This is a genomic window from Pseudomonas brassicacearum (assembly GCF_003732225.1).
Lineage (GTDB): Bacteria > Pseudomonadota > Gammaproteobacteria > Pseudomonadales > Pseudomonadaceae > Aquipseudomonas > Aquipseudomonas brassicacearum_E.
In genome coordinates, this window is sequence record NZ_MOBJ01000015.1 from 1 (window position 1) to 23,138 (window position 23,138).

The 23,138-nt window shown below is 59.1% G+C and carries 21 protein-coding genes; 9 read left to right on the forward strand and 12 right to left on the reverse strand.

What is annotated here, in order from left to right; all coding sequences use genetic code 11:
- Positions 1–237: 237 nt before the first annotated feature.
- The 3 genes from gltP to BK659_RS21725 form a co-directional block, all read right to left on the reverse strand.
- Positions 238–1,569 (reverse strand): glutamate/aspartate:proton symporter GltP, encoded by a 1,332-nt coding sequence (gene gltP, locus BK659_RS21715; RefSeq protein WP_123426986.1) that lies wholly within the window; start codon positions 1,567–1,569, stop codon positions 238–240.
- 595 nt (positions 1,570–2,164) lie between these two features.
- Entirely contained in the window at positions 2,165–2,329 is a 165-nt protein-coding gene (locus tag BK659_RS21720) for a DUF1328 domain-containing protein (protein WP_007989444.1), read from the reverse strand.
- 73 nt (positions 2,330–2,402) lie between these two features.
- The gene (locus BK659_RS21725; protein WP_123426987.1) at positions 2,403–2,690 is read right to left on the reverse strand and encodes a hypothetical protein; all 288 of its coding nucleotides are present in this window, start codon (positions 2,688–2,690) and stop codon (positions 2,403–2,405) included.
- Positions 2,691–3,133: 443 nt separating this feature from the next.
- Here BK659_RS21725 and algB point away from each other — a divergent pair, with 443 nt between their 5' ends.
- Positions 3,134–4,480: a sigma-54-dependent response regulator transcription factor AlgB gene (gene algB, locus BK659_RS21730; RefSeq protein WP_123426988.1), complete on the forward strand. Its 1,347-nt coding sequence runs from the start codon at positions 3,134–3,136 to the stop codon at positions 4,478–4,480.
- A 10-nt stretch (positions 4,481–4,490) separates the two neighbouring features.
- The gene (locus BK659_RS21735) at positions 4,491–6,281 is read left to right on the forward strand and encodes an ATP-binding protein (RefSeq protein ID WP_123426989.1); all 1,791 of its coding nucleotides are present in this window, start codon (positions 4,491–4,493) and stop codon (positions 6,279–6,281) included.
- 7 nt (positions 6,282–6,288) lie between these two features.
- Here BK659_RS21735 and BK659_RS21740 read toward each other — a convergent pair whose 3' ends face one another.
- The 7 genes from BK659_RS21740 to BK659_RS21770 form a co-directional block, all read right to left on the reverse strand.
- Positions 6,289–7,905 carry an EAL domain-containing protein gene (locus BK659_RS21740; RefSeq protein ID WP_123426990.1) on the reverse strand — a complete coding sequence of 539 codons (1,617 nt, stop codon included), beginning with the start codon at positions 7,903–7,905 and terminating at the stop codon, positions 6,289–6,291.
- Between the two features lie 73 nt (positions 7,906–7,978).
- A complete protein-coding gene (locus BK659_RS21745; RefSeq protein ID WP_123426991.1) occupies positions 7,979–8,758 on the reverse strand; it encodes an N-acetylmuramoyl-L-alanine amidase in 780 nt (259 codons plus the stop codon).
- 100 nt (positions 8,759–8,858) lie between these two features.
- On the reverse strand, positions 8,859–11,006 hold the full coding sequence (locus BK659_RS21750) for a diguanylate cyclase (RefSeq protein WP_123426992.1): 2,148 nt from the start codon (positions 11,004–11,006) through the stop codon (positions 8,859–8,861).
- Positions 11,003–11,881: an endonuclease/exonuclease/phosphatase family protein gene (locus BK659_RS21755; protein WP_123426993.1), complete on the reverse strand. Its 879-nt coding sequence runs from the start codon at positions 11,879–11,881 to the stop codon at positions 11,003–11,005. The genes BK659_RS21750 and BK659_RS21755 overlap by 4 nt, the downstream gene beginning before the upstream one ends.
- Before the next feature lie 12 nt (positions 11,882–11,893).
- The gene (locus BK659_RS21760) at positions 11,894–12,523 is read right to left on the reverse strand and encodes a thiol:disulfide interchange protein DsbA/DsbL (RefSeq protein ID WP_123426994.1); all 630 of its coding nucleotides are present in this window, start codon (positions 12,521–12,523) and stop codon (positions 11,894–11,896) included.
- Positions 12,524–12,723: 200 nt separating this feature from the next.
- Positions 12,724–13,329: a c-type cytochrome gene (locus BK659_RS21765; protein ID WP_019694484.1), complete on the reverse strand. Its 606-nt coding sequence runs from the start codon at positions 13,327–13,329 to the stop codon at positions 12,724–12,726.
- A gap of 46 nt (positions 13,330–13,375) precedes the next feature.
- The gene (locus BK659_RS21770; RefSeq protein WP_123426995.1) at positions 13,376–13,666 is read right to left on the reverse strand and encodes a c-type cytochrome; all 291 of its coding nucleotides are present in this window, start codon (positions 13,664–13,666) and stop codon (positions 13,376–13,378) included.
- 191 nt (positions 13,667–13,857) lie between these two features.
- Here BK659_RS21770 and yihA point away from each other — a divergent pair, with 191 nt between their 5' ends.
- Entirely contained in the window at positions 13,858–14,502 is a 645-nt protein-coding gene (gene yihA / locus BK659_RS21775) for a ribosome biogenesis GTP-binding protein YihA/YsxC (RefSeq protein ID WP_123426996.1), read from the forward strand.
- Positions 14,503–14,920: 418 nt separating this feature from the next.
- Here the strand turns inward: yihA and polA are convergent, their stop codons facing one another.
- Complete coding sequence (polA, locus tag BK659_RS21785) at positions 14,921–17,692, reverse strand: DNA polymerase I (RefSeq protein ID WP_123426998.1); 2,772 nt, start codon at positions 17,690–17,692, stop codon at positions 14,921–14,923.
- 74 nt (positions 17,693–17,766) lie between these two features.
- Between polA and BK659_RS21790 the strand changes: the two genes are divergently transcribed.
- Positions 17,767–18,057, forward strand: coding sequence for a DUF2782 domain-containing protein (locus BK659_RS21790; RefSeq protein ID WP_123426999.1), 291 nt, complete (start codon positions 17,767–17,769; stop codon positions 18,055–18,057).
- Between the two features lie 61 nt (positions 18,058–18,118).
- A complete protein-coding gene (locus BK659_RS21795; protein ID WP_123427000.1) occupies positions 18,119–19,069 on the forward strand; it encodes a homoserine kinase in 951 nt (316 codons plus the stop codon).
- Between the two features lie 89 nt (positions 19,070–19,158).
- Here the strand turns inward: BK659_RS21795 and BK659_RS21800 are convergent, their stop codons facing one another.
- On the reverse strand, positions 19,159–20,088 hold the full coding sequence (locus BK659_RS21800; RefSeq protein WP_123427001.1) for a zinc ABC transporter substrate-binding protein: 930 nt from the start codon (positions 20,086–20,088) through the stop codon (positions 19,159–19,161).
- Positions 20,089–20,145: 57 nt separating this feature from the next.
- Here BK659_RS21800 and BK659_RS21805 point away from each other — a divergent pair, with 57 nt between their 5' ends.
- Genes BK659_RS21805 through BK659_RS21820 form a run of 4 tightly spaced genes read left to right on the forward strand, consistent with a single transcriptional unit; the run spans position 20,146 to position 22,945 of the window.
- Positions 20,146–20,628, forward strand: a complete 483-nt coding sequence (locus tag BK659_RS21805) for a Fur family transcriptional regulator (RefSeq protein WP_123427002.1) — start codon at positions 20,146–20,148, stop codon at positions 20,626–20,628.
- Positions 20,628–21,413, forward strand: a complete 786-nt coding sequence (gene znuC / locus BK659_RS21810) for a zinc ABC transporter ATP-binding protein ZnuC (RefSeq protein WP_123427003.1) — start codon at positions 20,628–20,630, stop codon at positions 21,411–21,413. The genes BK659_RS21805 and znuC overlap by 1 nt, the downstream gene beginning before the upstream one ends.
- Positions 21,406–22,194, forward strand: a complete 789-nt coding sequence (gene znuB / locus BK659_RS21815) for a zinc ABC transporter permease subunit ZnuB (RefSeq protein ID WP_071552583.1) — start codon at positions 21,406–21,408, stop codon at positions 22,192–22,194. Before znuC ends, znuB begins: the two co-directional genes overlap by 8 nt.
- Before the next feature lie 37 nt (positions 22,195–22,231).
- Positions 22,232–22,945 (forward strand): PA5502 family lipoprotein, encoded by a 714-nt coding sequence (locus tag BK659_RS21820; RefSeq protein WP_123427004.1) that lies wholly within the window; start codon positions 22,232–22,234, stop codon positions 22,943–22,945.
- The last annotated feature ends 193 nt before the right edge of the window (positions 22,946–23,138 follow it).

The following is a 23,138-nucleotide window of genomic DNA, read 5'->3' on the forward strand; positions in this document are numbered from 1 at the left end:
TTTTCTAGGAAGCCCGGCGTGGACTCAAATGCTTAAGTGAACAGCATTACGGATTTCTCCGGGGTTTGTTTGGTACGGCTGGGGGGCTTGTTGAACCCAGCTCTATGGACTGACCTGAATTCACTGTGGGAGCGAGCTTGCTCGCGATAGCGGTGTATCAGTCGACATCAATGTTGGCTGTTACTCAGTCATCGTCGGATCGCCGCCCGGAGCAAGCCCGCTCCCACAGGTTCGCAATTAGTTGCTGGAAGTCTCACCCGCCGGCAGCTTCTCTTTGCTGCGCCAGTGCGGCAGGGAGTTCCAGTAGCGCTGGCCCTTGGCGTCGTCGTACATGCCTTCCCAACGGGAGACGACCAGTACGGCCAGGGCGTTGCCGATCACGTTCAGTGCGGTGCGGGCCATGTCCATGATGCGGTCGACACCGGCGATGAACGCCAGGCCTTCCAATGGAATGCCCACGCTGCCCAGAGTCGCCAGCAGAACCACGAAGGACACGCCCGGCACGCCGGCGATACCTTTGGAGGTGACCATCAGGGTCAGTACCAGCAGCAACTGCTGGCTGATCGACAGATCGATACCGTACAGCTGGGCAATGAAGATTGCCGCGATGCTCTGGTACAGGGTCGAACCATCGAGGTTGAACGAGTAACCGGTTGGCACCACGAAGCTGCAAATGGCTTTCGGCGCGCCGTAGGCTTCCATCTTCTCGATCACGCGCGGCAACACGGTTTCCGAGCTCGCGGTGGAGTAGGCCAGCACCAGCTCATCTTTGAAGATGCGCATCAGCTTGATCACCGAGAAGCCGAACAGGCGAGCGATCAGGCCCAGTATCACGAAGGCGAAGAACAGAATGGCGACGTAAACCAGGATCACCAGTTTGGCCAGCGGCAGCAGGGACGCAAAACCGAAGTTGGCAACGGTCACTGCGATCAGTGCGAACACGCCGATCGGGGCGTAGTTCATGATCATGTGAGTGACCTTGAACATGCTTTCCGAGACGCCCTGGAACATCTTCACCAGCGGCTCGCGCAGGTCCGATTGCAGGCTCGACAGACCGAGACCGAACAACACCGAGAAGAAGATGATCGGCAGCATCTCGCCACGCGCCATGGCGGCAAAGATGTTCGATGGAATCAGGTTGAGGATGGTTTCGATGAACGCGTGTTCATGCTGAACCTCGGCCGCGGTCGCCTGGTACTTGGAGATATCCACAGTGCCCAGGGTGCTCATGTCGATGCCGGAGCCCGGGTGGAACACGTTGGCCAGCACCAGACCCACCAGGATGGCGATGGTGGTAACGATTTCGAAGTAAACGATGGTCTTGAGACCAATGCGCCCGAGCTTCTTCGCATCCCCCACACCGGCAATGCCGACAACCAGCGAGGAGATCACGATCGGGATCACGATCATTTTGATCAGACGGATAAAGATATCGCCTGCCGGTTGCAGAACGTTGCTGATCCACCAGGCTTTTTCCGCACTGAAGTGGTTGAGCAGCGCCCCAATTGCAATCCCCAGCACCAGACCGATGAGGATCTGCCAGGCGAGGCTCAGCTTTGCCTTCTTCATATCATTACCCTTTTCTTATAAATGGACTCGGGAAGATGCACAAACTGGAACGCTCAATGGCGGAAAAGCCTGTGCATCTGCCCCCGGATAAGGTCGCCCGGAGCGCGTAATTACGGCTCTCTGGCAGATAAAAAAGGCGCAACTATTCCGATGCACGGGAGCGACGTCTAATGCCGTAAACGCCTACCCTATGCCGAATCGGCATGAACTTTTTCAAATAAAACGGCAGTCCCAGCCGGTTCGAATACGACATTTCGGCAGACATAAGTGCCGTGAACCGGCCATCGCAGAGGAGATTGGTGGTTTTTTGAGCAGCCAAATAGGGACAAAAACTACAGAAAAATCCTACTAGCCACGGTGAAAAGTGAGCAGGGATTAGCGCTAAATTTCTCGATATACGGTCACCCGGAAACACCGCGACATGCTTTGTGAAGAACGTCGAAGGTTTTTTGCCGGCAGGCCGCAGCGATAAAATTCGTTTGGCTGCTCTAGGACGATACTTTGCGCATATAAGCGTAAGCGCGCCGCAGACTTGTCACGTCGCACGCGACTGGCAAATCTGCGGTGGCCAGTGTCTTCAACAAACCGCCCATGATCAGCCTCGACCGCGGCGACCAAAGAAGAACGAAGCAACAAACATCACCAGGAACACGACAAAGAGAATCTTGGCGATACCCGTGGCGGTGCCCGCGATACCACCGAAGCCCAGTACGGCAGCGACAATGGCAATAATCAGGAATGTGATTGCCCAGCTCAGCATGGTGATTCTCCTTACGCGTCTATTTTGAGGTGCAGCTATTCCCGGCACATGAACATCGCGCCAAGCCTGTTACCTAGAACACCCAACGTTCCTGATGCAGCGTCCCGGACCCGGGCTCTGCCTGGTCCACACTCATCATTCTGATTGGGGCGGCATCAGCAGACCGGCTGCTGACGGCGCTGAAATGGGTTTGGGTCAAGTGAAGAGTCGGCGCAATTGCTGCCTCTGGCTGCTGGCTTTGTTCCCAGCGCAAGAACTGCTGGCCGCCGATCAAGGTGATCAACAAGGCAACAACGGCAAACAACCCTTGCTGGATAGACAGTGGCGAGATACGCAATTGGGCGGCACGTTGGCGATTCATCCTGAAACTCCTCCCACACTGGTGGCTATTGGTTAGGGGACGTTCCTTCTTGAAGGCCCCGGCTTAACCAGACTATTGCAGCCTGCATGCCAGCTCCCTCAATGGAATAAAATTAAATAAAATCAAACAGTTATTCTGATTAAAGAAATTTATTCGGACGCATCCTGCACGATGCCCCGCGAAGGGTCGTGCGTAATGCACGATCGATTTTCAGAAAGTCGAAAATTTTTGGAATGTATGAAGGGACACGGATGTCAGAAAAAGAGGCAGGAGATTGCCGGGCACGTCGTTAAATTATAAAAATTTATACAAATCAAACAGTTATACACATATTGAGCAGATAACTACCCTGTTCTGCCGCGAAGCGCCCAGAATCAACCATGCAACTTGCCCGATTTTTCCGAGACTAAATTAAGAGCATTCATTTAAGGAGCGTAGGAAAAATGGAATCAGCCAACGAGCATCAAGGCCGCATTCTGCTGGTAGATGATGAATCCGCCATCCTGCGCACCTTTCGCTACTGCCTGGAAGACGAAGGCTATACCGTCGCCACCGCCAACAGCGCAGCTCAGGCCGAAGTCTTGTTGCAACGACAGGTCTTCGACTTGTGCTTCCTCGACCTGCGTCTGGGCGAAGACAACGGTCTCGACGTCCTGGCGCAAATGCGCGTGCAAGCACCCTGGATGCGCGTGGTGATCATCACCGCGCACTCGGCCGTGGACACCGCCGTCGATGCGATCCAGGCCGGCGCCGCCGATTATCTGGTCAAACCTTGCAGCCCCGACCAGTTGCGCCTGGCCACTGCCAAACAACTGGAAGTCCGCCAACTCTCGGCACGCCTGGAAGCCCTCGAGGGTGAAGTCCGCAAACCCAACGATGGCCTGGACTCCCACAGCCCGGCGATGAAAGTCGTTCTGGAAACCGCCCGCCAGGTCGCCAGCACCGACGCCAACATTCTGATTCTCGGCGAGTCCGGTACCGGTAAAGGCGAACTGGCCCGTGCCATTCATGGCTGGAGTAAACGCGCCAAAAAATCCTGCGTCACCATTAACTGCCCGTCATTGACTGCCGAGTTGATGGAAAGCGAACTCTTTGGCCACAGCCGCGGGGCCTTCACCGGCGCCAGTGAAAGCACCCTCGGTCGGGTCAATCAGGCCGATGGCGGAACGCTGTTCCTCGATGAGATCGGCGATTTCCCGCTGACCTTGCAACCCAAACTGCTGCGCTTCATTCAGGATAAGGAATACGAGCGGGTCGGCGACCCGGTGACCCGTCGCGCCGATGTGCGAATCCTCGCCGCCACCAACCTCAATCTTGAAGACATGGCTCGCGACGGTCGTTTCCGCGAAGACCTGCTCTACCGGCTGAACGTCATCACCTTGCACCTGCCGCCACTACGCGAACGCGCCGAGGACATCCTGGCCCTGGCCGACCGCTTCCTGGCACGTTTCGTCAAGGAGTACTCGAGGCCGGCTCGTGTCTTCAGCAACGAAGCACGCGAGGCGCTGCTCGGCTATCGCTGGCCAGGCAATATCCGCGAACTGCGTAACGTGGTCGAACGCGCGAGCATCATTTGCCCACAGGAGCGGGTCGAGATCAGCCATTTGGGCATGGCCGAGCAAACCACCAGCAACGCCCCGAGAATCGGTGCGGCGCTAAGCCTGGATGAATTGGAGAAAGCCCATATCGGCGCGGTACTGGCCAGCGCCGCCACCCTCGATCAAGCGGCCAAGACCCTGGGTATCGACGCCTCGACGCTGTACCGCAAACGCAAACAGTACAACCTGTGAGCAGCACCTTATGAAGCTGGGAATGAAGTTGCGCACACGGCTGTTTCTGAGTATCTCGGCACTGATCACCGTGGCGCTGCTCGGCCTGGTACTCGGGCTGGTCAGCGTGATGCAGATAGCCAGTAACCAGGAAGCGCTGATCCGCGACAACTTCATCACCCTGGACCTGGAACTCAAGCTGCGCCAGACCCTGGACGATCAGTTGATCAACATGCTCAGCATAAAGCCCGACCTTGAGGCACTGGAAACCTCTGAACGGCGCTACTTCGAGCTGCTGGATCAAGGCATCGAGCACGAAAGCAGTTTCAATGGCGAGCATCACGGCTTCGAGCAGGCTCGCACGGACTACCTGGCCTTTCTCAAAGCCTTCAGCCTCACGCAGGAACCGTCCGGCAAGCTCGTTGGCAATCGGGACCTCACCGAAAAGTTCAACGTGCTGCGTAACGGCTTGATCGCCGAACATAAACAGGCACTGGACAACATCAACGATACCCAGCGCAATGCCCGCGAACATGCGCTGCTGATTGCCGGTTTGCTCGGATTGGTCGGGTTGGCAGTACTGACCATCGGCTTCATCACCGCTCACGGCATCGCCCGGCGCTTCGGTGAGCCGATCGAGGCACTGGCCAAGGCCGCGGATAACATCGGCCAGGGTAACTTCGATGTCACCCTGCCGATCTCCCCGGCGGTGGAGCTGACCCAGCTCACCCGGCGCTTCGGGATCATGGCCGAAGCCTTGCGTGAACATCAGGCAACCAATGTCGATGAACTGCTCGCCGGCCAGCAACGCTTGCAAGCCGTGCTCGACAGCATCGACGACGGTTTGCTGATGATTGATCGTCAGGGCCATCTGGAACACCTGAATCCGGTCGCACAGCGTCAGTTGGGCTGGGACGAAGGCCGCCTCGGCCAAGGCCTGGGCACCGCGCTTCAACGGCCGGAGCTCGATGAACAACTGCAACTGGTACTGCGCGGTGGAACGCTGGAGCGTGCGCCTGAAGACCTGAGCATCGAAGTCGATGGCGAATCGCGGCTGTTGACCTACAGCCTGACGCCGGTCATTCACACCCAGGGACATATCCTTGGCGCCGTCATGGTGCTGCACGATGTCACCGAACAGCGGGCCTTTGAACGGGTACGCAGTGAGTTCGTGTTGCGCGCCTCCCATGAGCTGCGTACGCCGGTCACCGGCATGCACATGGCGTTCGGCCTGTTCCGGGAACGCGCGCACTTTGCCGAGGACTCTCGCGAAGCCGATCTGTTGAACACGGTGAATGAGGAAATGCAGCGCTTGATGCAGTTGATCAACGACCTGCTGAACTTCTCCCGTTATCAGAATGGCCTGCAAAAGCTCACCCTGGCGCCATGCAATATCGATGACCTTTTAGAACAGGCACAAGGGCGTTTCGCCGAACGGGCCAATGAGCAACGCATCGAATTGCTGGTGGAAGTGCAAGCACCGCTGCCGCGATTACATGTCGATCAGGCTCAACTCGACCGGGTACTGGACAACCTGATCGACAACGCTCTGCGCCACACCAACCACAACGGGCAGATACGCTTGCAGGCTCGCCGACATGGTGAACGGGTGATCGTCAGCGTCGAGGACAATGGCGAAGGCATCGCTTACGGCCAGCAGGGGAGGATTTTCGAGCCCTTCGTTCAGGTCGGGCGCAAGAAGGGCGGAGCCGGGCTAGGTCTGGCACTGTGCAAAGAGATTGTGCAACTGCACGGTGGCCGCATGGGGGTGTATTCCCGACCGGGGCAGGGCACTCAGTTTTACATGGCACTGCCACTGTAAGGAGCGTTCACGCTTCATCATCCAGCCGGCGGGGTGCCTGTCGGCGACCACGGGTGATCAATTCAATGAACTGCATCGCGGTCAAGGCATGGGCAAACAACCATCCTTGCCCGTAATTCACGCCTTCACTGCTCAGCAATATGGCCTGGGCTTCATGTTCGATACCTTCGGCGATCACCTTGAGCTGCAAGGCATGTGCCATGCGAATGATGTGCGGCGCCACACCGCTGCTGGCGGCGTCGTGGCCCAGCGCGTCAATGAAAGCCTTGTCGATTTTCAGGTAATCCACCGGCAGGGTTTGCAGGTAGGCCAAGCTGCAATAGCCGGTGCCAAAGTCGTCGATCAGCACTTGATGCCCGGCATCACGCAGGGCTTGCAGGTTCTCCCGCGCAACCACTACATCGATCAGCCCGCGCTCAGTCACCTCAAACGCGATCTGCCGCGCAGCGACCCGGTGCATTGCCAGCAAACGCGCCATGACCTCGCCGACTCGCGGCACCATGACATCGCAGGCGGCGAGGTTGACCGAGATATACAACTGCGGGTTGGCGCGAAGTAACTTACCGAGCTGTTCCAGCAATCGCTGCAATACGAAGTCGGTGATCTGACGGATCTGGCCGGTGTTTTCCGCCATGGGGATAAACAGATCCGGACTGGTCAGCGTGCCGTCCGGCCGACGCCAGCGCAACAAGGCTTCGGCGCCGACACAGTGACGAGTTTTGAGGTCAAAGATCGGCTGGTACAGAACCTGTAACTCGCCACGCTTGAGGGCTCCCTGCAATTCACCGCCCAGCGACTGCCGCTGACGGGCCAGCAGAAACACCAGACCGCCAATGCTCACGCCCAGCACCAGGCTTGCCGGCACCAGCCACCACCACAGCGTGGGCAGGCGCAGCGCGGTTCGAGGACTGATCAGTACCAACTGATACTCAGGATTGTTGGTCGGCATGCGATAGATCAGCCGGGTTTTCGTGACCTGCAACGGTTCGCTGCTGAAGGGCGACCAAGGGTCAGTCGGTGGCCAGGCTTGCGGCGCTCCGAGGACCGGGATCGCCCGGGTGCCATGATCGACCACCACCAACAGGCTACTGTCGGGTGTCAGATCAACCATGTCGGTCAAATGCCCGCGTGAAGTCGCCACACGAAAGTTACCGCGCCCCAGCATCAGCACTGCACGGTTTTCGTCGGGTTCAGTCGAGGTGTTGAGCCAATAACTGTAGGTCGGTCCTTTGATATCAGGTGGCCGGAGCGCCGAAAGCGCATCCTGGCGCGGTCGGTTCGAGCACAATTGCGTGGCGTCGATATAGGCCGCTTCATACACGAAGCGGTAATTGAAGCTGACCTGCTGCAAGGTCGCGATCATCTCCGTATCGCAGCTACGCAACGGCTGTGCTTCCAGGTCATCCAGGCCTTCACGCAGTTGGCCGAACAGCTGCTCCAGGCGCTCCAGAAATCGTTCGCCCTGAGCGTTCATCTGTTCGCTTTCGCGTTGCTGGACCTGCCGCAGCGCCACGCCCAGGCTACCGGCCAGCAGCAAAGCCGCACTCAGCGCAGCCGCCAGTATCGCCAAAGACCAAGGGCGATAGAACCAACTGCGCAGGGTCTCGCTAGCGGCCGTCATCATTGAATATCCGAAGGATTACCAATGAGTTATAGCTACTGATCAGGAAATAGCCCTGACCGTCGGGCGGGCGTCATTATTTTGTCTGGTTGAGCACCTGCAGGATCGCGGCACTTTGCGCGTCTGGCGTACCGTCAAACCGTGACGGGCGATAGTGCATCTGAAAGGCCGCCAGCACATGCCGGGTGGCCACATCCAGCTCGCCGGTCTGCGGTGTCGTGTAGCCCAAGCGCACCAGTTCTTGCTGGAACCAGGTGATGCTCGGCAGTTGCGCTTCGAACAACGCCTGCTGACGCGCCACCGCCTCGGCATTGGGCCAGACCACCAGCCCTTCGTCGGCCAGACGCTTCCACGGGAACAGCGGACCCGGGTCAAGCTTGCGCAGCGGCGCGATGTCGCTGTGGCCGATGATGTTTCGCGGGCTGATGTTGTTGCGCTTGCTGATGTCCCTGATCAGGAAGATCAAAGACTGAACCTGCGCCTCGCTGTAGGGATACCAGACGCGCCCGGCAGGCGTATCGTGAAACCCCGGATTGACGATTTCGATACCAATCGAACTTGAGTTCAGCCAGGTCCGGCCATCCCACTCGCTTTCCCCGGCATGCCAGGCCCGGCGGCTTTCATCCACCAGTTTGAAAATGGTGGCTTTCTTGTCGTCGCCAATCAGGTAATGACTGCTGACCTGGCCATGGGTCAACAACGCCAGTGAACGCTCCTGCGAGGCGGTGGTGTAATGCACCACAATAAACTGCACGCGGTTGTCGTGATTAACCGAAGGATGGCTGGTGTCGATTCGAGGGCCGCTGGCGCAACCCGCCAGGACAAGAAGCACCAAAAGCAGAGGAATCGATTTCATGAAAAGGCACTACGCTGAAGACAGTAATGCAACAGTGTAACGTACTGCCTTCTTCCGGGCCGGCAAAAGCCTGGCATAAAACAAAATTGAACAATTTTCGTCAGCCCAGCTCCACTCGGTTGCGGCCGGCGTTTTTTGCCCGGTAAAGCGCCTGATCGGCTCTTTTAAGCACAAGATCGCTGTGTTCTCCCGCTTTGAACGCCGTCATTCCCATGGAAACAGTGATCGTCACGCGCTCGCCCTTGAAGTGAAAAGGGCAGGCTTCGATAGCCGCGCGCAGGGTTTCTGCCAACTTGGCGCCGACTGTCAAAGGGGTGTTGGGCACCAGCAAAACAAATTCCTCACCACCGAAACGGGCGATGAAGTCCGTTCCGCGCAGGCGCTTGCGCAGTACGCTGGCGATGATCTTCAGCACTTTGTCGCCGGCCAGGTGGCCGTAGTTATCGTTGATGCGCTTGAAGTGATCGAGATCGAGCATCGCCAGCAACAGCGAGTTGCCGTGTTGCTGCCACTGGGCAACCTCATGCTCCAGACGCTCGCTCCAGGCCGCCCGGTTCGGTAAGCCGGTCAGCGGATCGATCAGGGCTTTCTGGCGTTGCTCTTCAAGGTGCTCGCGATAGCCCTGAGCTTCCTGCTCCATGCTCGCGACCCGTTCGGCCAGGCCTTGCAGGCGCGCCGCAACTTCCTGCTCACGCTCGTCGCGCTGCTTCTGGTGCTGATCCATGGTGCCGAGCAGACCTTCAAGATGGTTCTCCAGCACATGCTTGAGGCCTTCCAGATCCGCGGCGTCCTGCATGCTGCTCTGCAGGCCATCGACCTGTTCACGGATCTGCGTGTCCATCTCCCGTGCGGCAGAGCGGTTGTCGGCATGGCCTTCGCTGGCGGCTTGCAGGTTGCTTTGGAAGGATTCCAGTCGCTCATTGAGTTGCTTGAGGTAAACCTCGAACTCATGCTGACCACTGTCGGTAATCGCCAGCATCAAAACCGCGAGATCATCGAGGATCGGCAGCAGTTCGTACCAGTTCAAACCATTTTGCAGCCGGTCGCGCATCGCCTCGGCTTGCGGTCGGTGGCGCTCCGGCAACGACAAGTCGTCCAGCAGACCCAGCAATGTGCTCTCGATGTGCTTGGCCACCGAGCTGTAGGACGGCTCCGGCGAGTCCGGCAGTGCATAAAGAACATCCTGCTCGGATTGCTCCGAGTCCAGAGCCGTCGGGACTTCTGCCATCGCCGGTGGGGGCGGAAGGCTGCCGTGTAACGGCGAAGCTTCATCGCCCGCTCGTGGGACGGTGGACGTCAGCTCGTCGGGATTGATTGCCATTGCGTCGGGAGCCGTCGTCGGATCAACTGCCGGGGCAGCCTGCGGCTCTTCCAGCGGATCCGTATCAGGTAGATCCTGATCCGCTACCAGCGCTTTGGCACGCGCAGCTTCGACGACTAACACAGGAGGAACAAAAGCCACCACTTCAGGTGATGGCCTGGTTTCTTCCAGTGGCTGAGGTGCCGCAGGCGCAGACTCTGCAATCACGCCGTGCGGCACTGGCGCGGTCGGTGTCGGGACTTCCTGCACCGCTGGTGTAATAACCTGGACCAGTGCCGGCATCGATGATTCACGCACCGGCCCAAGTATTGCCTCTACAACAGGTGCCGACAATTGCTCAACGGGGCTCGGAGCTGGCGCTTCGTGTTGAGACGCACCGGCTTCCAAGGTCTGCGCATCAGCGTCTCGACCACCAAACAAACGTTGCAGCAAACCTGGGCGGCTTGGCTCGGCAGGGTTTTCCAGCAGGCTCAGCGCTTGACCTTGCAGACCACTGAGCTCACCCAGCAACAAAGGAATTTCACGTGCCTGGCTGACCCGTCCGTCGAGTTGCTTGGCGAAGGTCTTCAGCGGGCGGCTGATCTCCCGCGGCAACGGCAAACTCTGGAGCTGACTGACCAGGGCGGTCAACGCAGCGCTGACCTGATCGACCCGGGTCTCGCGACGCTGCTCGGAGTCGAGTACGGCTTTCTCCAGGCGTGGCAGCAATGCGGCCAATCCTGCATCCATATCGTTGGTGCGGATGACTTCGCGCATTTCCTTCATGCACTGGTCAACCGCGCGGTCGGTGCCCTCGGCCGCCAGCGTGCTGCGCACCAGCCCGCGACGCAGCAAGTCGAGGCGGGCATCCCAGCGGCGCTCGAGCTTTTCCTGCTGTTCGATACTTTTGAGGTATTTCTCTTTCCAGCGCTGTGCTTCGTCGCTCATTCAGGGGTTCCGCGAAGGGCAGGACTCAACGCGGGCAATGCATCGGCCGTGAGCGAACCCGGCAGACGAATCTCTACCGCGACCGGCAGGTGATCGGAAATCGGTTGTGCCAGCACTTCGACCCGTTCGAGGGTCAGCGTAGGGCTGAGCAGAATATGGTCCAGGCAGCGTTGCGGGCGCCAACTGGGGAAAGTCGCTTCGACTTGTGGCGCGAGCAAACCAAGGTCCCGCAGAGGAGAGGTTTGCAGCAGATCACTGGCGTGGGTGTTCATATCACCCATCAGCACTTGATGCTTGTAGTCGCCGATCAGCTCGCGAATGTAGGCCAACTGCATTGTCCGCACGCGCGCCCCCAATGCCAGGTGCATCATTACGACCACCAGCGCCTCCGGTCCCTCGCCAAACCGCACAAGAATCGCACCACGGCCCTTGGGCCCGGGCAGCGGATGATCTTCAATTGCCCATGGGCGCAAACGGCTGAGCACGCCATTGCTGTGCTGAGCGAGACGACCCAGGTTGCGATTGAGTTGTTGATACCAGTAGGGGAAGGCACCGAGCTGAGCCAGGTGCTCGACTTGATTGACGTAGCCTGACCGCAGGCTGCCGCCATCGGCTTCCTGCAAAGCGACCAGATCGTAGTCGCCCAGCAGACTGCCGATCTTTTGCAGGTTATCCGCGCGCCCGGTGTGCGGCAGCAGATGCTGCCAGCTACGGGTCAGGTAATGCCGATAACGCTCGGTACTGATGCCGACCTGGATGTTAAAACTGAGCAAACGCAAACGGCTGTCTGCGGGCAAGCCCGAGGATTCCAGATGATGCTCGTTGACTTGCGGGTTGTGCAGGCCAACAAGACGTTCAGCACCCCAACGGCGCATGGCGTGCGCCGCTTACTTAGCGGCGCGCTCCTTGGCGATCAGCTGATCGGCCACGCTCAAGGTACCTTCAGGACCACCGGCAGTGCCCAGGTCGAAACGGTATTTGCCGTTGACGACCATGGTCGGTACGCCAGAGATCTGATAGGCCTGAGCCTTTTTCTTGGCATCTTCAACTTTGCCTTTGACGGCGAACGAGTTGTAGGTGCTCAGGAACTTGTCCTTGTCGACGCCTTCGCCGGTCAGGAACTCAGCCATTTCTTCCGGGGTAGCGAGCTTCTTGCCACCGTGGATCGCTTCGAAGACGGCTTTGTGAACCTTGTGTTCCACGCCCATCGCTTCCAGGGTGATGTACAGCTGGCCGTGAACGTTCCAGATACCACCGAACATGGCCGGAATACGCACGAAGTTCACGTCGGCAGGGAGTTTTTCAACCCAAGGGTTGATGGTTGGCTCGAACGCATAGCAATGCGGGCAGCCATACCAGAACAGTTCCACGACTTCGATCTTGCCAGGCACAGCCACCGGAACGGCGCTGCTCAATTCGACATATTGCTTACCGGCTTCAAGCGGTTCGGCAGCTTGGGCGGTCATGCCGAACAGGCTGGCAGTGACGAGTGCGGCGCTGAGAATCAGATTACGCATGCTTTACTCCTGGGCAAATTGGCTCGCCTCGCGCGACCTGCTTTCCGGCAGGTCATGGCGGGCATCAGTTATCTAGTGTAACGGCAGCGGCCACAAAAAAGGGCGGCCAAAGCCACCCTTTTTATGCTTGCATCAAAGGATTAATCGAGCGTTAACATTGCGCGAGATCAACACCTTGCGCAGCGCCCGCGCAACCGGCCTTAGTGCAGGCCTTGAATATAGCTGGACACCGCTTCGATGTCCTTGTTGCTCAATTTTGCAGCAATGCTTTGCATGATTTTCGTGTCGCCGTCGTTGGTACGGTTACCTTCACGGAAATCAGTCAGCTGCTTGGCGATGTATTGAGCGTGCTGGCCACCCAGGTGCGGGAAGGCAGCAGCGGCGTTGCCTGCACCGTTAGGCGAGTGGCAACCGGTGCACGAAGGCATGCCCTGGTCCAGTTTGCCGCCACGGAACAACTCTTCACCGTGAGCCACGACTTTCGGGTCTGCTGCGCCGACGCTGCCTTTCTGGCTGGCGAAGTAGGCAGCGAGGTCGGCCAGGTCCTGATCGCTCAGGTTGGTCAACAGGCCGGTCATCTCCAGAACGGTGCGCTTGCCCGACTTGATGTCGTGCAGCTGCTTGTTCAGGTAACGCTCACCCTGACCCGCCAACTTTGGAAAGTTTGGCGCCATGCTGTTGCCGTCCGGGCCATGACAGGCGCCACATACTGCGGCTTTCGCCTGACCAGCAGTCGCATCACCTGCAGCATGGGCAATGCCGGAGATCCCCAGGGTCAACAGCAGACTCACGATCAATTTGTTCATCAGCTAATCCAACTACGGCTAAGGGTTAAAGAGTTATGGACCGGGATCACTCGTTCATCCTCTGGATGATTGCTCGGTAATCCTCGGCACTGCAGTCCATGCACAAACCACGCGGCGGCATCGCCTTGAAACCCTGGGTCACGTGTTGCACCAGCGTCTCCATACCTTGCGCCAGTCTTGGCGCCCAAGCTTCCTGATCACCCTTTCGAGGCGCCGTTGGGAGTTGGCCGGAATGACAGGCTCCACAAACACGGTTGTACACAGCTTCCGGATCCTGTGTAGCCTGAGCGCTGTAAAGCGGCATCAAGACACCGGCAGCTAGCAGCCATTTCGTCATAAAACGACCTTTTCAGGGTTGAGAGCGTTCTGCGTTCTAGTGCGCAATCAAGGTCAATCGCTCTCGTGAACTTCATCCTACGCTGGGACAAAGCGCACACAAAATCTGCGGCATTATATACTGGCGTCACTGAAACGGAAACGACGCTGCTCTTTGCGACCAATCTCGGCACCGCCCACATCGGAAATCCCATGCAACTCAAGAACCCCATCCTCGGTCTGTGCCAACAGTCCACCTTCATGCTCAGCGCCGCCAAAGTCGACCAATGCCCTGACGACGAAGGCTTTGAAGTGGCCTTCGCCGGGCGTTCCAACGCCGGCAAGTCCAGCGCCCTGAACACTCTGACTCACGCCAGCCTGGCTCGCACCTCGAAAACGCCAGGTCGCACGCAACTCTTGAACTTCTTTAAGCTAGACGATGAACGCCGTCTGGTCGACCTGCCGGGTTACGGCTACGCGAAAGTGCCGATCCCGCTGAAGCAACACTGGCAGCGCCACCTGGAAGCTTATCTGGGCAGCCGCGAGAGCCTGAAGGGTTTGATTCTGATGATGGACATCCGTCATCCAATGACCGACTTCGACCTGCTGATGCTCGACTGGGCCGTGGCCAGCGGCATGCCGATGCACATTCTGCTGACCAAGGCCGACAAACTGACCTATGGCGCAGCAAAGAACACCTTGCTCAAAGTTCAGGCGGAAATCCGTAAAGGCTGGGGCGAAACCGTGACTATCCAGCTGTTCTCGGCCCCAAAACGCCTGGGCCTGGAAGACGCCTACACTGTATTGGCGAACTGGATGGAACTGGCAGACAAGGGCGCCGAGGCGGCCGCAGAGTAAGGCGCAAGCTGTCTGCGCGGCGCTCAGGCAAGGCAAAAACAGGCGAGCAAGCGGAGTTTAGGGCCCTAAATGAGCATTGCGAGCCTGTTTTTAACGCAGCATGAGCGACGCGCAGGCAGTTTGCGGGCAAAAAAAACCCCGAATTACGTATGGGGAGAGAGTAATCCGGGGTCTAAGTTTCCGGACCGCTAGGGCGGGGTCCAGATATCTGCCAACACTTAACACAACATAGGAGCATCGAAGGGCTTCACCACCCATTCAGTAACTCTGAGTGGCGGTTCACGGATTTAGTTCCGATTAATTTCAAAACCTATTGGGAATAATCCCAAGCATTTTCCGAACTAATAGCCCTTCGCCAGTGACTGGCCGCGACACTACGCCGCGGCGCTATCCCCGAGAAAAAGTACCTCAAAACGGCTTAATGCGCCTCATCCCAGTTGTTGCCGACACCGACTTCCACCAAAAGCGGTACATCCAGGGTCGCTGCGCCGCTCATGTGAACGCGAACCTCCTCACGAACCTGATCAACCAGGTCTTCGCGAACCTCAAGCACCAATTCATCGTGCACCTGCAGAATCACTTTGGCGTCCAGGCCTGAAGTCGTCAGCCAGTTATCCACTGCCACCATGGCTTTCTTGATGATGTCCGCCGCGGTGCCTTGCATCGGCGCGTTGATCGCCGTGCGTTCGGCGCCTTTGCGCAGGGCCGGGTTCTTCGCGTTGATGTCCGGCAGGTACAGGCGACGGCCGAAAATGGTTTCGACGAAACCCTGCTCAGCCGCCTGGGCCCGGGTGCGCTCCATGTACTCGAGCACACCTGGATAGCGGGCAAAATAACGGTCGATGTAGGCTTGGGACTGCTTACGGTCGACGCCGATCTGCTTGGCCAGGCCAAACGCGCTCATGCCGTAGATCAGACCGAAGTTGATCGCCTTGGCGCTGCGCCGCTGGTCGGTGGTGACGTCCGCCAGTTCAACCCCGAACACCTCGGCAGCGGTGGCTTTGTGCACGTCCAGGTCGTTGCGGAATGCGTGCAACAGCCCTTCGTCCTTGGCCAGATGGGCCATGATCCGCAGTTCGATCTGCGAGTAGTCCGCCGCCAGCAGCTTGTAGCCTTTCGGCGCAACGAATGCCTGACGAATCCGTCGACCTTCGGCGGTACGAATCGGAATGTTCTGCAGGTTTGGATCACTGGAAGACAAACGACCGGTCGCTGCCACCGCTTGATGGTAGGACGTGTGAATCCGCCCGGTGCGTGGGTTGATCTGCTCCGGCAGACGGTCGGTATAGGTGCTTTTCAGCTTGCTCAAGGAGCGGTACTGCATCAGCACTTTGGGCAACGGGTAATCCTGCTCGGCCAGTTCCGCCAGCACCGCTTCGGCGGTTGAAGCCTGGCCCTTGGCGGTTTTGCTGAGAATCGGCAGCCCGAGTTTTTCGTACAGGATCACGCCCAATTGTTTCGGCGAACCGAGGTTGAACTCTTCACCGGCGATGGCGAACGCCTCACGCTCGAGAGCTACCAACTTGTCGCCCAGCTCAACGCTCTGGATGCCCAGCAGGTTGGCGTCGACCAACGCGCCCTGACGTTCAATTCGCGCCAACACCGGAACCAGCGGCATCTCGATTTCGCTCAGGACTTTGCTCAGGCTCGGAATGGCATTGAGTTTTTCCTGCAAGGTCTGATGCAGACGTAGTGTCACGTCGGCGTCTTCAGCGGCGTATGGCCCGGCCAGCTCCAGCGAGATCTGGTCGAAGGTCAGTTGCTTGACGCCCTTGCCCGCGATGTCCTGGAAGCTGGTGGTGGTGTAGCCCAAATACTTGAGCGCCAGGCTGTCCATATCGTGACGGGTTGCGGTGGAGTCCAGCACGTAGGACTCGAGCATGGTGTCGAAGGCGATGCCTTGCACCATGATGCCGCAGCCCTGATCGCCACCTATGGCGCAGTTGGCCAGGATGTTCATGTCGAACTTGGCATGCTGGCCGACCTTGAGCTTGCTCGGGTCTTCCAGAATCGGTTTCAGCGCGCGCAACACAGTGTCGCGATCCAGTTGATCCGGCACGCCCATGTAGGAATGGGTCAACGGGATGTAGGCTGCTTCGTTGGCGTGTACAGCGAACGACAGCCCGACAAGTTGCGCTTGCTGCGCGTCGACACCGGTGGTTTCGGTGTCGAAGGCGAACAACTTGGCGTTTTGCAGTTTCTTCAGCCAGACGTCGAAATCAGCCTGGGTGAGAACCGTGGTGTACTTGGGCCCATCGTCGCCGACCACGGCTTCTTCAACCGCCGCCACCACTTCCTGGCCCGCTCGCTTGGCGTCACGCTGAAGCTCCTCGAACCAGCTCTTGAACTCGAGCAGGGTATAGAGCTCGGCAAGCTTTTCACGGTCCGGCTCACCCAGGTGCAAGTCGTCGAGACCAATGTCCAACGGTACGTCGACCTTGATGGTCGCCAGTTGATAGGAGAGGAACGCCATCTCCTTGTGCTCTTCAAGCTTGGCCGGCAGCGTTTTAGCGCCACGAATCGGCAAGGTCGGGACGATATCGAGCTGCGCATAGAGCTCGGTGAGGCCGCCGTTCACGCCCACCAGCAAGCCAGACGCCGTCTTCGGGCCAATGCCCGGCACGCCCGGAATGTTGTCGGAGGAATCACCCATCAGTGCCAGGTAATCGATGATCTGTTCGGGAGCGACGCCGAATTTCTCCTTCACGCCAGCCACGTCCATCGCGCTACCGGTCATGGTATTGACCAAGGTAATGTGCCCGTCGACCAGTTGCGCCATGTCCTTGTCGCCGGTAGAGATCACCACCGGGCGGTCAGCGGCCGCGCTGCTGCGGGCCAGCGTACCGATTACGTCGTCGGCCTCAACGCCTTCGACGCACAGCAACGGAAAGCCCAGGGCAATCACGCTCGCGTGCAATGGCTCGATCTGCACGCGCATGTCGTCGGGCATGCTTGGGCGGTTGGCTTTGTACTCGGCGTACATGTCATCGCGAAACGTCCCGCCCTTGGCGTCGAATACGACAGCGAACGGGCTGTCCGGGTACTGCTTGCGCAGACTCTTGAGCATGTTCAGCACGCCCTTGACCGCACCGGTCGGCAGGCCTTTGGAGGTGGTCAGCGGTGGCAGCGCGTGAAAGGCGCGGTACAGGTAAGAAGAACCGTCCACCAGGACGAGGGGGGCTTGGCTCATGAGCAGGATCAACCTTTTCGGCGGGTCCGGCGCTAGAATAGCGGGACCGTTGACGACAAAGGGACAAGGTTATCATGCGCTCACTAAATCGCCTGTTGCTGACTGGCTTCTTTGCAATCACTCCACTGGCCGTCATGGCAGCCAATGATGCACCGACGCCGGAACCGGAAGTCACCATCCACACTGAAGGTGACAAGACCATTCAGGAGTACCGCCAGAACGGCTTCCTGTATGCGATCAAGGTCACCCCGAAGGGAGGCAAACCGTACTTTTTGGTGCGCGCGGACGGAACGGAAGCAAACTTTATCCGCTCGGACCAGCCGGATATGCTGATTCCGTCGTGGGAAATTTTTACCTGGAAGTAGTTTCTTAACTTTAATCGGCGCTGGCTCAACTCCCGGCGCCCGAACTGAGCAGTTTTTAACCATGTCTGTGTTCACTCCCCTGGCTCGGCCCGAGCTGGAAACCTTTCTCGCCCCTTATGGGCTCGGCCGCCTGCTTGATTTCCAGGGGATTGCCGCGGGTAGCGAAAACACCAACTTCTTTATCAGTCTGGAGCAGGGCGAGTTTGTCCTGACTCTGGTTGAGCGCGGCCCCGTGCAGGAGATGCCGTTCTTTATCGAGCTGCTCGACGTGCTGCATGATGCCGATTTGCCGGTGCCCTACGCGCTGCGTACCACCGACGGCATCGCCCTGCGTGAATTGGCCGGCAAACCCGCACTGTTGCAGCCGCGGCTGGCCGGCAAGCACATCAAGGAAGCCAACGCACAGCATTGCGCACAGGTCGGTGAATTGCTGGGGCACCTGCACCTGGCGACCAAAGACCACATGATCAAGCGCAAAACCGATCGCGGCCTCGACTGGATGCTCGAAGAAGGCACGCAACTGCTGTCGCACCTGAATGCCGCACAAAGCAATCTGCTGCAACGCGCCTTGAACGAAATCACTGAGCAGAAGACCAAAATCCTGGCGCTGCCTCGGGCCAACATCCACGCCGACCTGTTCCGCGACAACGCGATGTTCGAAGGCACGCACCTGACCGGGCTGATCGACTTCTACAACGCCTGTTCAGGCCCGATGCTCTACGACGTAGCGATTGCCCTGAATGACTGGTGCTCGGACGAAGACGGCTTGATTGACGGCCCACGGGCGAGGGCACTGCTCGGTGCTTATGCGGCGCTACGTCCGTTCACCGCCACCGAGGCCGAACTGTGGCCGACCATGCTGCGGGTGGCGTGCGTGCGGTTCTGGCTGTCGCGCTTGATCGCCGCCGAATCCTTTGCCGGGCAGGACGTGCTGATTCACGATCCGATGGAGTTTCAGCAGCGCCTGGCGCAGCGTCAGCACGTCAGCACGCCGTTGCCGTTCGCCCTTTAAAGCATCGCGAGCAGGCTCGCTCCCACAGGTTCTCGGTGATCCATGTGGGAGCGAGCCTGCTCGCGATTGAGGCGCAGCCGAATAATGCTTTAAAGCGACTCCAGGCAACCCGCCAAATCACTCCCCAACTTCTCCAACACCTTCTCATAACCCTGAGCCGTCGCCGGCGTGTAACCACCCAACGCATCCAACTCCGCCAGTTTCACCGGCAAACCGGCCACCAGTGTCTCGGCCAAGCGTGGGCGCAACGGCGGTTCGCTGAACACGCAGGTCTTGCCGACTTCCTGCAAGCGCGAGCGCATCGCCGCAACGTGCTGGGCACCGGGCTGCACTTCGGCAGCAACGCTGAACACGCCGGTGTGCTTGAGGCCGTAGGCGTCTTCGAAGTAATCGAACGCTTCGTGGAACACGAAGTAAGGCTTGTCCGCGACACCCGCCAGGCGCGCTTTCAAGCGCAGATCCAGCGCATCCAGACGCTCATCGAACGCCTTGAGGTTGCTCTGATAACGCGGCGCATTGGCCGGATCGGCAGCACTGAGGTCAGTGGCGATTTTTGCCGCGATCACCCGAGCGTTGACCGGTGACAACCAAAGGTGAGCATCGAGACTGCCGGGGCGGTGGTCGTGATCATGCTCGTTGGCCTCCTCCGCATGGGAGTGGCTGTCTTGCGCGAAGCGGCGCAGCTTCAAACCGGGCAGGTCCTGCACCGCAACCGCTGGCAGACTACGACCTTTAAGCACGCGCGGAAGGAAACCCTCCATGTCCGGGCCAATCCAGTAGAGCAAATCCACCGACTGCACCTTCCGTACGTCGGAAGGACGCAAGGCATAGTTATGCGGCGACGCACCTGGTGGCAGCAACACTTCGGGAACCCCGACGCCATCCTGCACCGCAGCAGCAATCAGCTGCAGGGGCTTGATACTGGTCAGCACATTCACCTCGGCATGAGCGACGTTGATCGCAAACAAACCGGCAGTAAATGTGACAAAAATGGCAAAAAGTCTGGACACGATGACCACTCAAAGAGGCGAGAACGGGTAACATAATAACGTCTCTCACAAAACTCGTCGCCGCTCATGCCTAAAACACCGTTAGCCAGCCGTCCCCACGACCACTCTCACTGCGTGCACAGCGCGTTGTCCGAGGCCGATGTCATTTGCGCACGTCAAGGCTTGCGCCTGACCGCGTTGCGTCGGCGGGTGCTGGAACTGGTCTGGCAAAGCCACAAGCCGCTGGGCGCCTACGACATTCTGGCGGTACTCAGCGAGCAGGATGGCCGCCGCGCTGCGCCGCCGACCGTCTACCGCGCGCTGGATTTCCTGCTGGATAACGGCCTGGTCCATCGCATCTCTTCGCTCAACGCCTTCGTTGGCTGTAATCATCCGGGGCACGCCCACCAGGGCCAGTTCCTGATTTGCCGCGAATGCCATGCGGCCATCGAGCTCGAACAGAAATCCATCAGCGACACGATCATCCACAGCGCGAGCGACGTCGGGTTTGTGGTCGAAGGTCAGACTGTCGAAGTGGTCGGTCTCTGCTCGGGTTGCCAGGGGGCTTGATGAGCACTGCGTTGATCCGCCTCAATCAGGTTGCGGTGACCTTTGCCGGGCAAAGCGTACTGGACAACATCGAACTGAGCGTCGAGCCGAGGCAGATCGTCACCCTGATCGGCCCCAACGGCGCCGGCAAGACCACGCTGGTCCGCGCCGTACTTGGTCTGCTCAAACCCGACAGCGGCAGCGTCTGGCGCAAGCCGAAACTGCGGGTCGGCTACATGCCGCAGAAGCTGCACGTTGACCCGACCTTGCCGCTCTCGGTACTGCGCTTCTTGCGCCTGGTGCCGGGCGTGGACCGTGCGCGTGCCATGGCGGCGCTCAAGGAAGTCGGTGCCGAACAGGTGATCGACAGCCCGGTGCAGAGCGTTTCCGGCGGCGAAATGCAGCGTGTATTACTGGCCCGCGCCCTGTTGCGCGAGCCCGAACTGCTGGTGCTCGATGAGCCGGTACAGGGCGTCGACGTGGCCGGACAAGCCGAGCTCTACAGCTTGATCACCCGCCTGCGCGATCGCCACGGTTGCGGGGTGTTGATGGTTTCCCACGATCTGCACCTGGTGATGAGCACTACCGACCAGGTGGTCTGCCTCAATCGCCACGTCTGCTGCTCCGGGCATCCCGAGCAAGTCAGCGGCGACCCGGCGTTCGTCGAGTTGTTCGGCAAGAACGCGCAGAGCCTGGCGGTCTATCACCACCATCATGACCACGCCCACGACCTGCATGGCTCAGTCGTCAGCGCAGTACCGGTCGCTCACACCCACGTTCATGGAGATGGCTGCAAGCATGGCTGATTTTCTGTTGTACGCCCTGCTCGCAGGCCTGGCCCTGGCCGCCGTCGCAGGTCCGCTGGGATCGTTCGTGGTCTGGCGGCGCATGGCCTATTTCGGCGACACCCTGTCCCACGCGGCCTTGCTCGGTGTGGCGTTGGGTTTTCTGCTGGATGTCAGCCCGACCATCGCCGTCACCGTCGGCTGCCTGTTGCTGGCCGTGCTGCTGGTGACCTTGCAACAGCGACAGCCGCTGGCCTCCGACACCTTGTTGGGGATTCTTGCGCCAAGCACGCTCTCTCTGGGGCTGGTGGTACTAAGCTTCATGCATGAAGTGCGGATCGACCTGATGGCCTATCTGTTCGGCGACCTGCTGGCGATCAGCCCGACCGATCTTTCGTGGATTCTCGGCGGCAGCGCGGCGGTGATGCTGCTGTTGGTGGCGCTGTGGCGGCCGTTGCTGGCGATTACCGTGCACGAAGAACTGGCCACGGTCGAAGGTCTGCCCGTGGCGGCGTTGCGCCTGACCTTGATGCTGTTGATTGCAGTGGTGATCGCGGTGGCGATGAAAATCGTCGGCGTGCTGCTGATTACTTCTCTGCTGATCATCCCGGCGGCTGCGGCACAACGTCACGCACGCTCTCCAGAGCAGATGGCCTTGGGCGCGAGTTTGCTCGGTATACTTGCGGTCTGCGGTGGCCTGGCGCTGTCGTGGTTCAAGGACACGCCGGCTGGCCCATCGATTGTGGTGGCTGCCGCCGCGCTGTTTCTGCTGAGTTTTGTCCTGCCCCGTCGAGGGGTGTAGACTTGCTCGTTTTTTGCGCAATCAGAGAGTCGCAGGAATGAAGCCGTTCGCCTCCCGTTATCTGCTCCTTGTTGCATTTTCGCTGCTACTTGGCGCCTGCCAAAGCACGCCGCCAGCCCCTGCAGTTCCTGACGCACGGGCTACGGCGATCGCGCAGCTGGAGCAAAGCCTGGCCAGCAGTGAACTGGCCACCGCCGAGGATCAATTGGCCGCTTTGCAAGCCGAATCGCCCAACGATCAGTCGCTGGAGCAATATCAACGGCAACTCGCCGAAGCCTATTTGCAACGCAGCCAGATCGTTCTGCAAAAAGGCGACGTGAATGCCGCCGCCACGGCCCTGAGCCGGGCTCGCGCGTTGATGCCCAAAGCCCCGGCGCTGACCGGTGGCGTCAACAACGCCATCAGCCATGCGCGCAAAGCTGAACTGGACCAGGCCGAAGCCGCCCTCAAAGCCGCCGAAGCCAAGCGTGTCGCCAAGGTCATCGACCCAACGGCTGAGAGCACCACCGTTGCGCTGAACATCGCCGATAGCAAGCAGTTGCGGCGGCAACTCGATGCGATTGCCAGCGATGTGGTGAGTTACCAGTGCGACGTCAGCATCCAGGCACCTCGCACCGAGGATTACCCGTGGCTGGCCACGCTGCTGACCAAACGGGTGAAGAAGCTTGATGCCGACTTCGACCTGAAGATCGAGCGGCAGATTTTGCGCAATGTCCCGGCACAAATGGTTCTGACGCCGCGTAAGCCTTAACAGAAAAGATCGCAGCCTTCGGCAGCTCCTACGGACCGGTGTAGGAGCTGCCGCAGGCTGCGATCTTTTTCTTGTTTATGACCTTTGATCGCGTTATTTCCAAATGACTGGATGAATGCGAAATAAATGCTAAGAACCTCTATACGGACAGGCTAAAATGCCCGCCCGGCTAACCGCTGATCCTTTTCTAACG

Coding starts and splice junctions, on each gene's coding strand:
- znuB (WP_071552583.1), top strand. CDS start 21,406: ATGGCTGATTTTCTGTTGTACGCCCTGCTCGCAGGCCTGGCCCTGGCC.
- BK659_RS21750 (WP_123426992.1), bottom strand. CDS start 11,006: ATGAGCGACGAAGCACAGCGCTGGAAAGAGAAATACCTCAAAAGTATC.
- BK659_RS21770 (WP_123426995.1), bottom strand. CDS start 13,666: ATGACGAAATGGCTGCTAGCTGCCGGTGTCTTGATGCCGCTTTACAGC.
- BK659_RS21725 (WP_123426987.1), bottom strand. CDS start 2,690: ATGAATCGCCAACGTGCCGCCCAATTGCGTATCTCGCCACTGTCTATC.
- BK659_RS21795 (WP_123427000.1), top strand. CDS start 18,119: ATGTCTGTGTTCACTCCCCTGGCTCGGCCCGAGCTGGAAACCTTTCTC.
- gltP (WP_123426986.1), bottom strand. CDS start 1,569: ATGAAGAAGGCAAAGCTGAGCCTCGCCTGGCAGATCCTCATCGGTCTG.
- BK659_RS21740 (WP_123426990.1), bottom strand. CDS start 7,905: ATGATGACGGCCGCTAGCGAGACCCTGCGCAGTTGGTTCTATCGCCCT.
- BK659_RS21805 (WP_123427002.1), top strand. CDS start 20,146: ATGCCTAAAACACCGTTAGCCAGCCGTCCCCACGACCACTCTCACTGC.
- BK659_RS21755 (WP_123426993.1), bottom strand. CDS start 11,881: ATGCGCCGTTGGGGTGCTGAACGTCTTGTTGGCCTGCACAACCCGCAA.
- yihA (WP_123426996.1), top strand. CDS start 13,858: ATGCAACTCAAGAACCCCATCCTCGGTCTGTGCCAACAGTCCACCTTC.
- BK659_RS21790 (WP_123426999.1), top strand. CDS start 17,767: ATGCGCTCACTAAATCGCCTGTTGCTGACTGGCTTCTTTGCAATCACT.
- BK659_RS21735 (WP_123426989.1), top strand. CDS start 4,491: ATGAAGCTGGGAATGAAGTTGCGCACACGGCTGTTTCTGAGTATCTCG.
- BK659_RS21765 (WP_019694484.1), bottom strand. CDS start 13,329: ATGAACAAATTGATCGTGAGTCTGCTGTTGACCCTGGGGATCTCCGGC.
- BK659_RS21745 (WP_123426991.1), bottom strand. CDS start 8,758: ATGAAATCGATTCCTCTGCTTTTGGTGCTTCTTGTCCTGGCGGGTTGC.
- polA (WP_123426998.1), bottom strand. CDS start 17,692: ATGAGCCAAGCCCCCCTCGTCCTGGTGGACGGTTCTTCTTACCTGTAC.
- BK659_RS21760 (WP_123426994.1), bottom strand. CDS start 12,523: ATGCGTAATCTGATTCTCAGCGCCGCACTCGTCACTGCCAGCCTGTTC.
- BK659_RS21820 (WP_123427004.1), top strand. CDS start 22,232: ATGAAGCCGTTCGCCTCCCGTTATCTGCTCCTTGTTGCATTTTCGCTG.
- algB (WP_123426988.1), top strand. CDS start 3,134: ATGGAATCAGCCAACGAGCATCAAGGCCGCATTCTGCTGGTAGATGAT.
- BK659_RS21720 (WP_007989444.1), bottom strand. CDS start 2,329: ATGCTGAGCTGGGCAATCACATTCCTGATTATTGCCATTGTCGCTGCC.
- znuC (WP_123427003.1), top strand. CDS start 20,628: ATGAGCACTGCGTTGATCCGCCTCAATCAGGTTGCGGTGACCTTTGCC.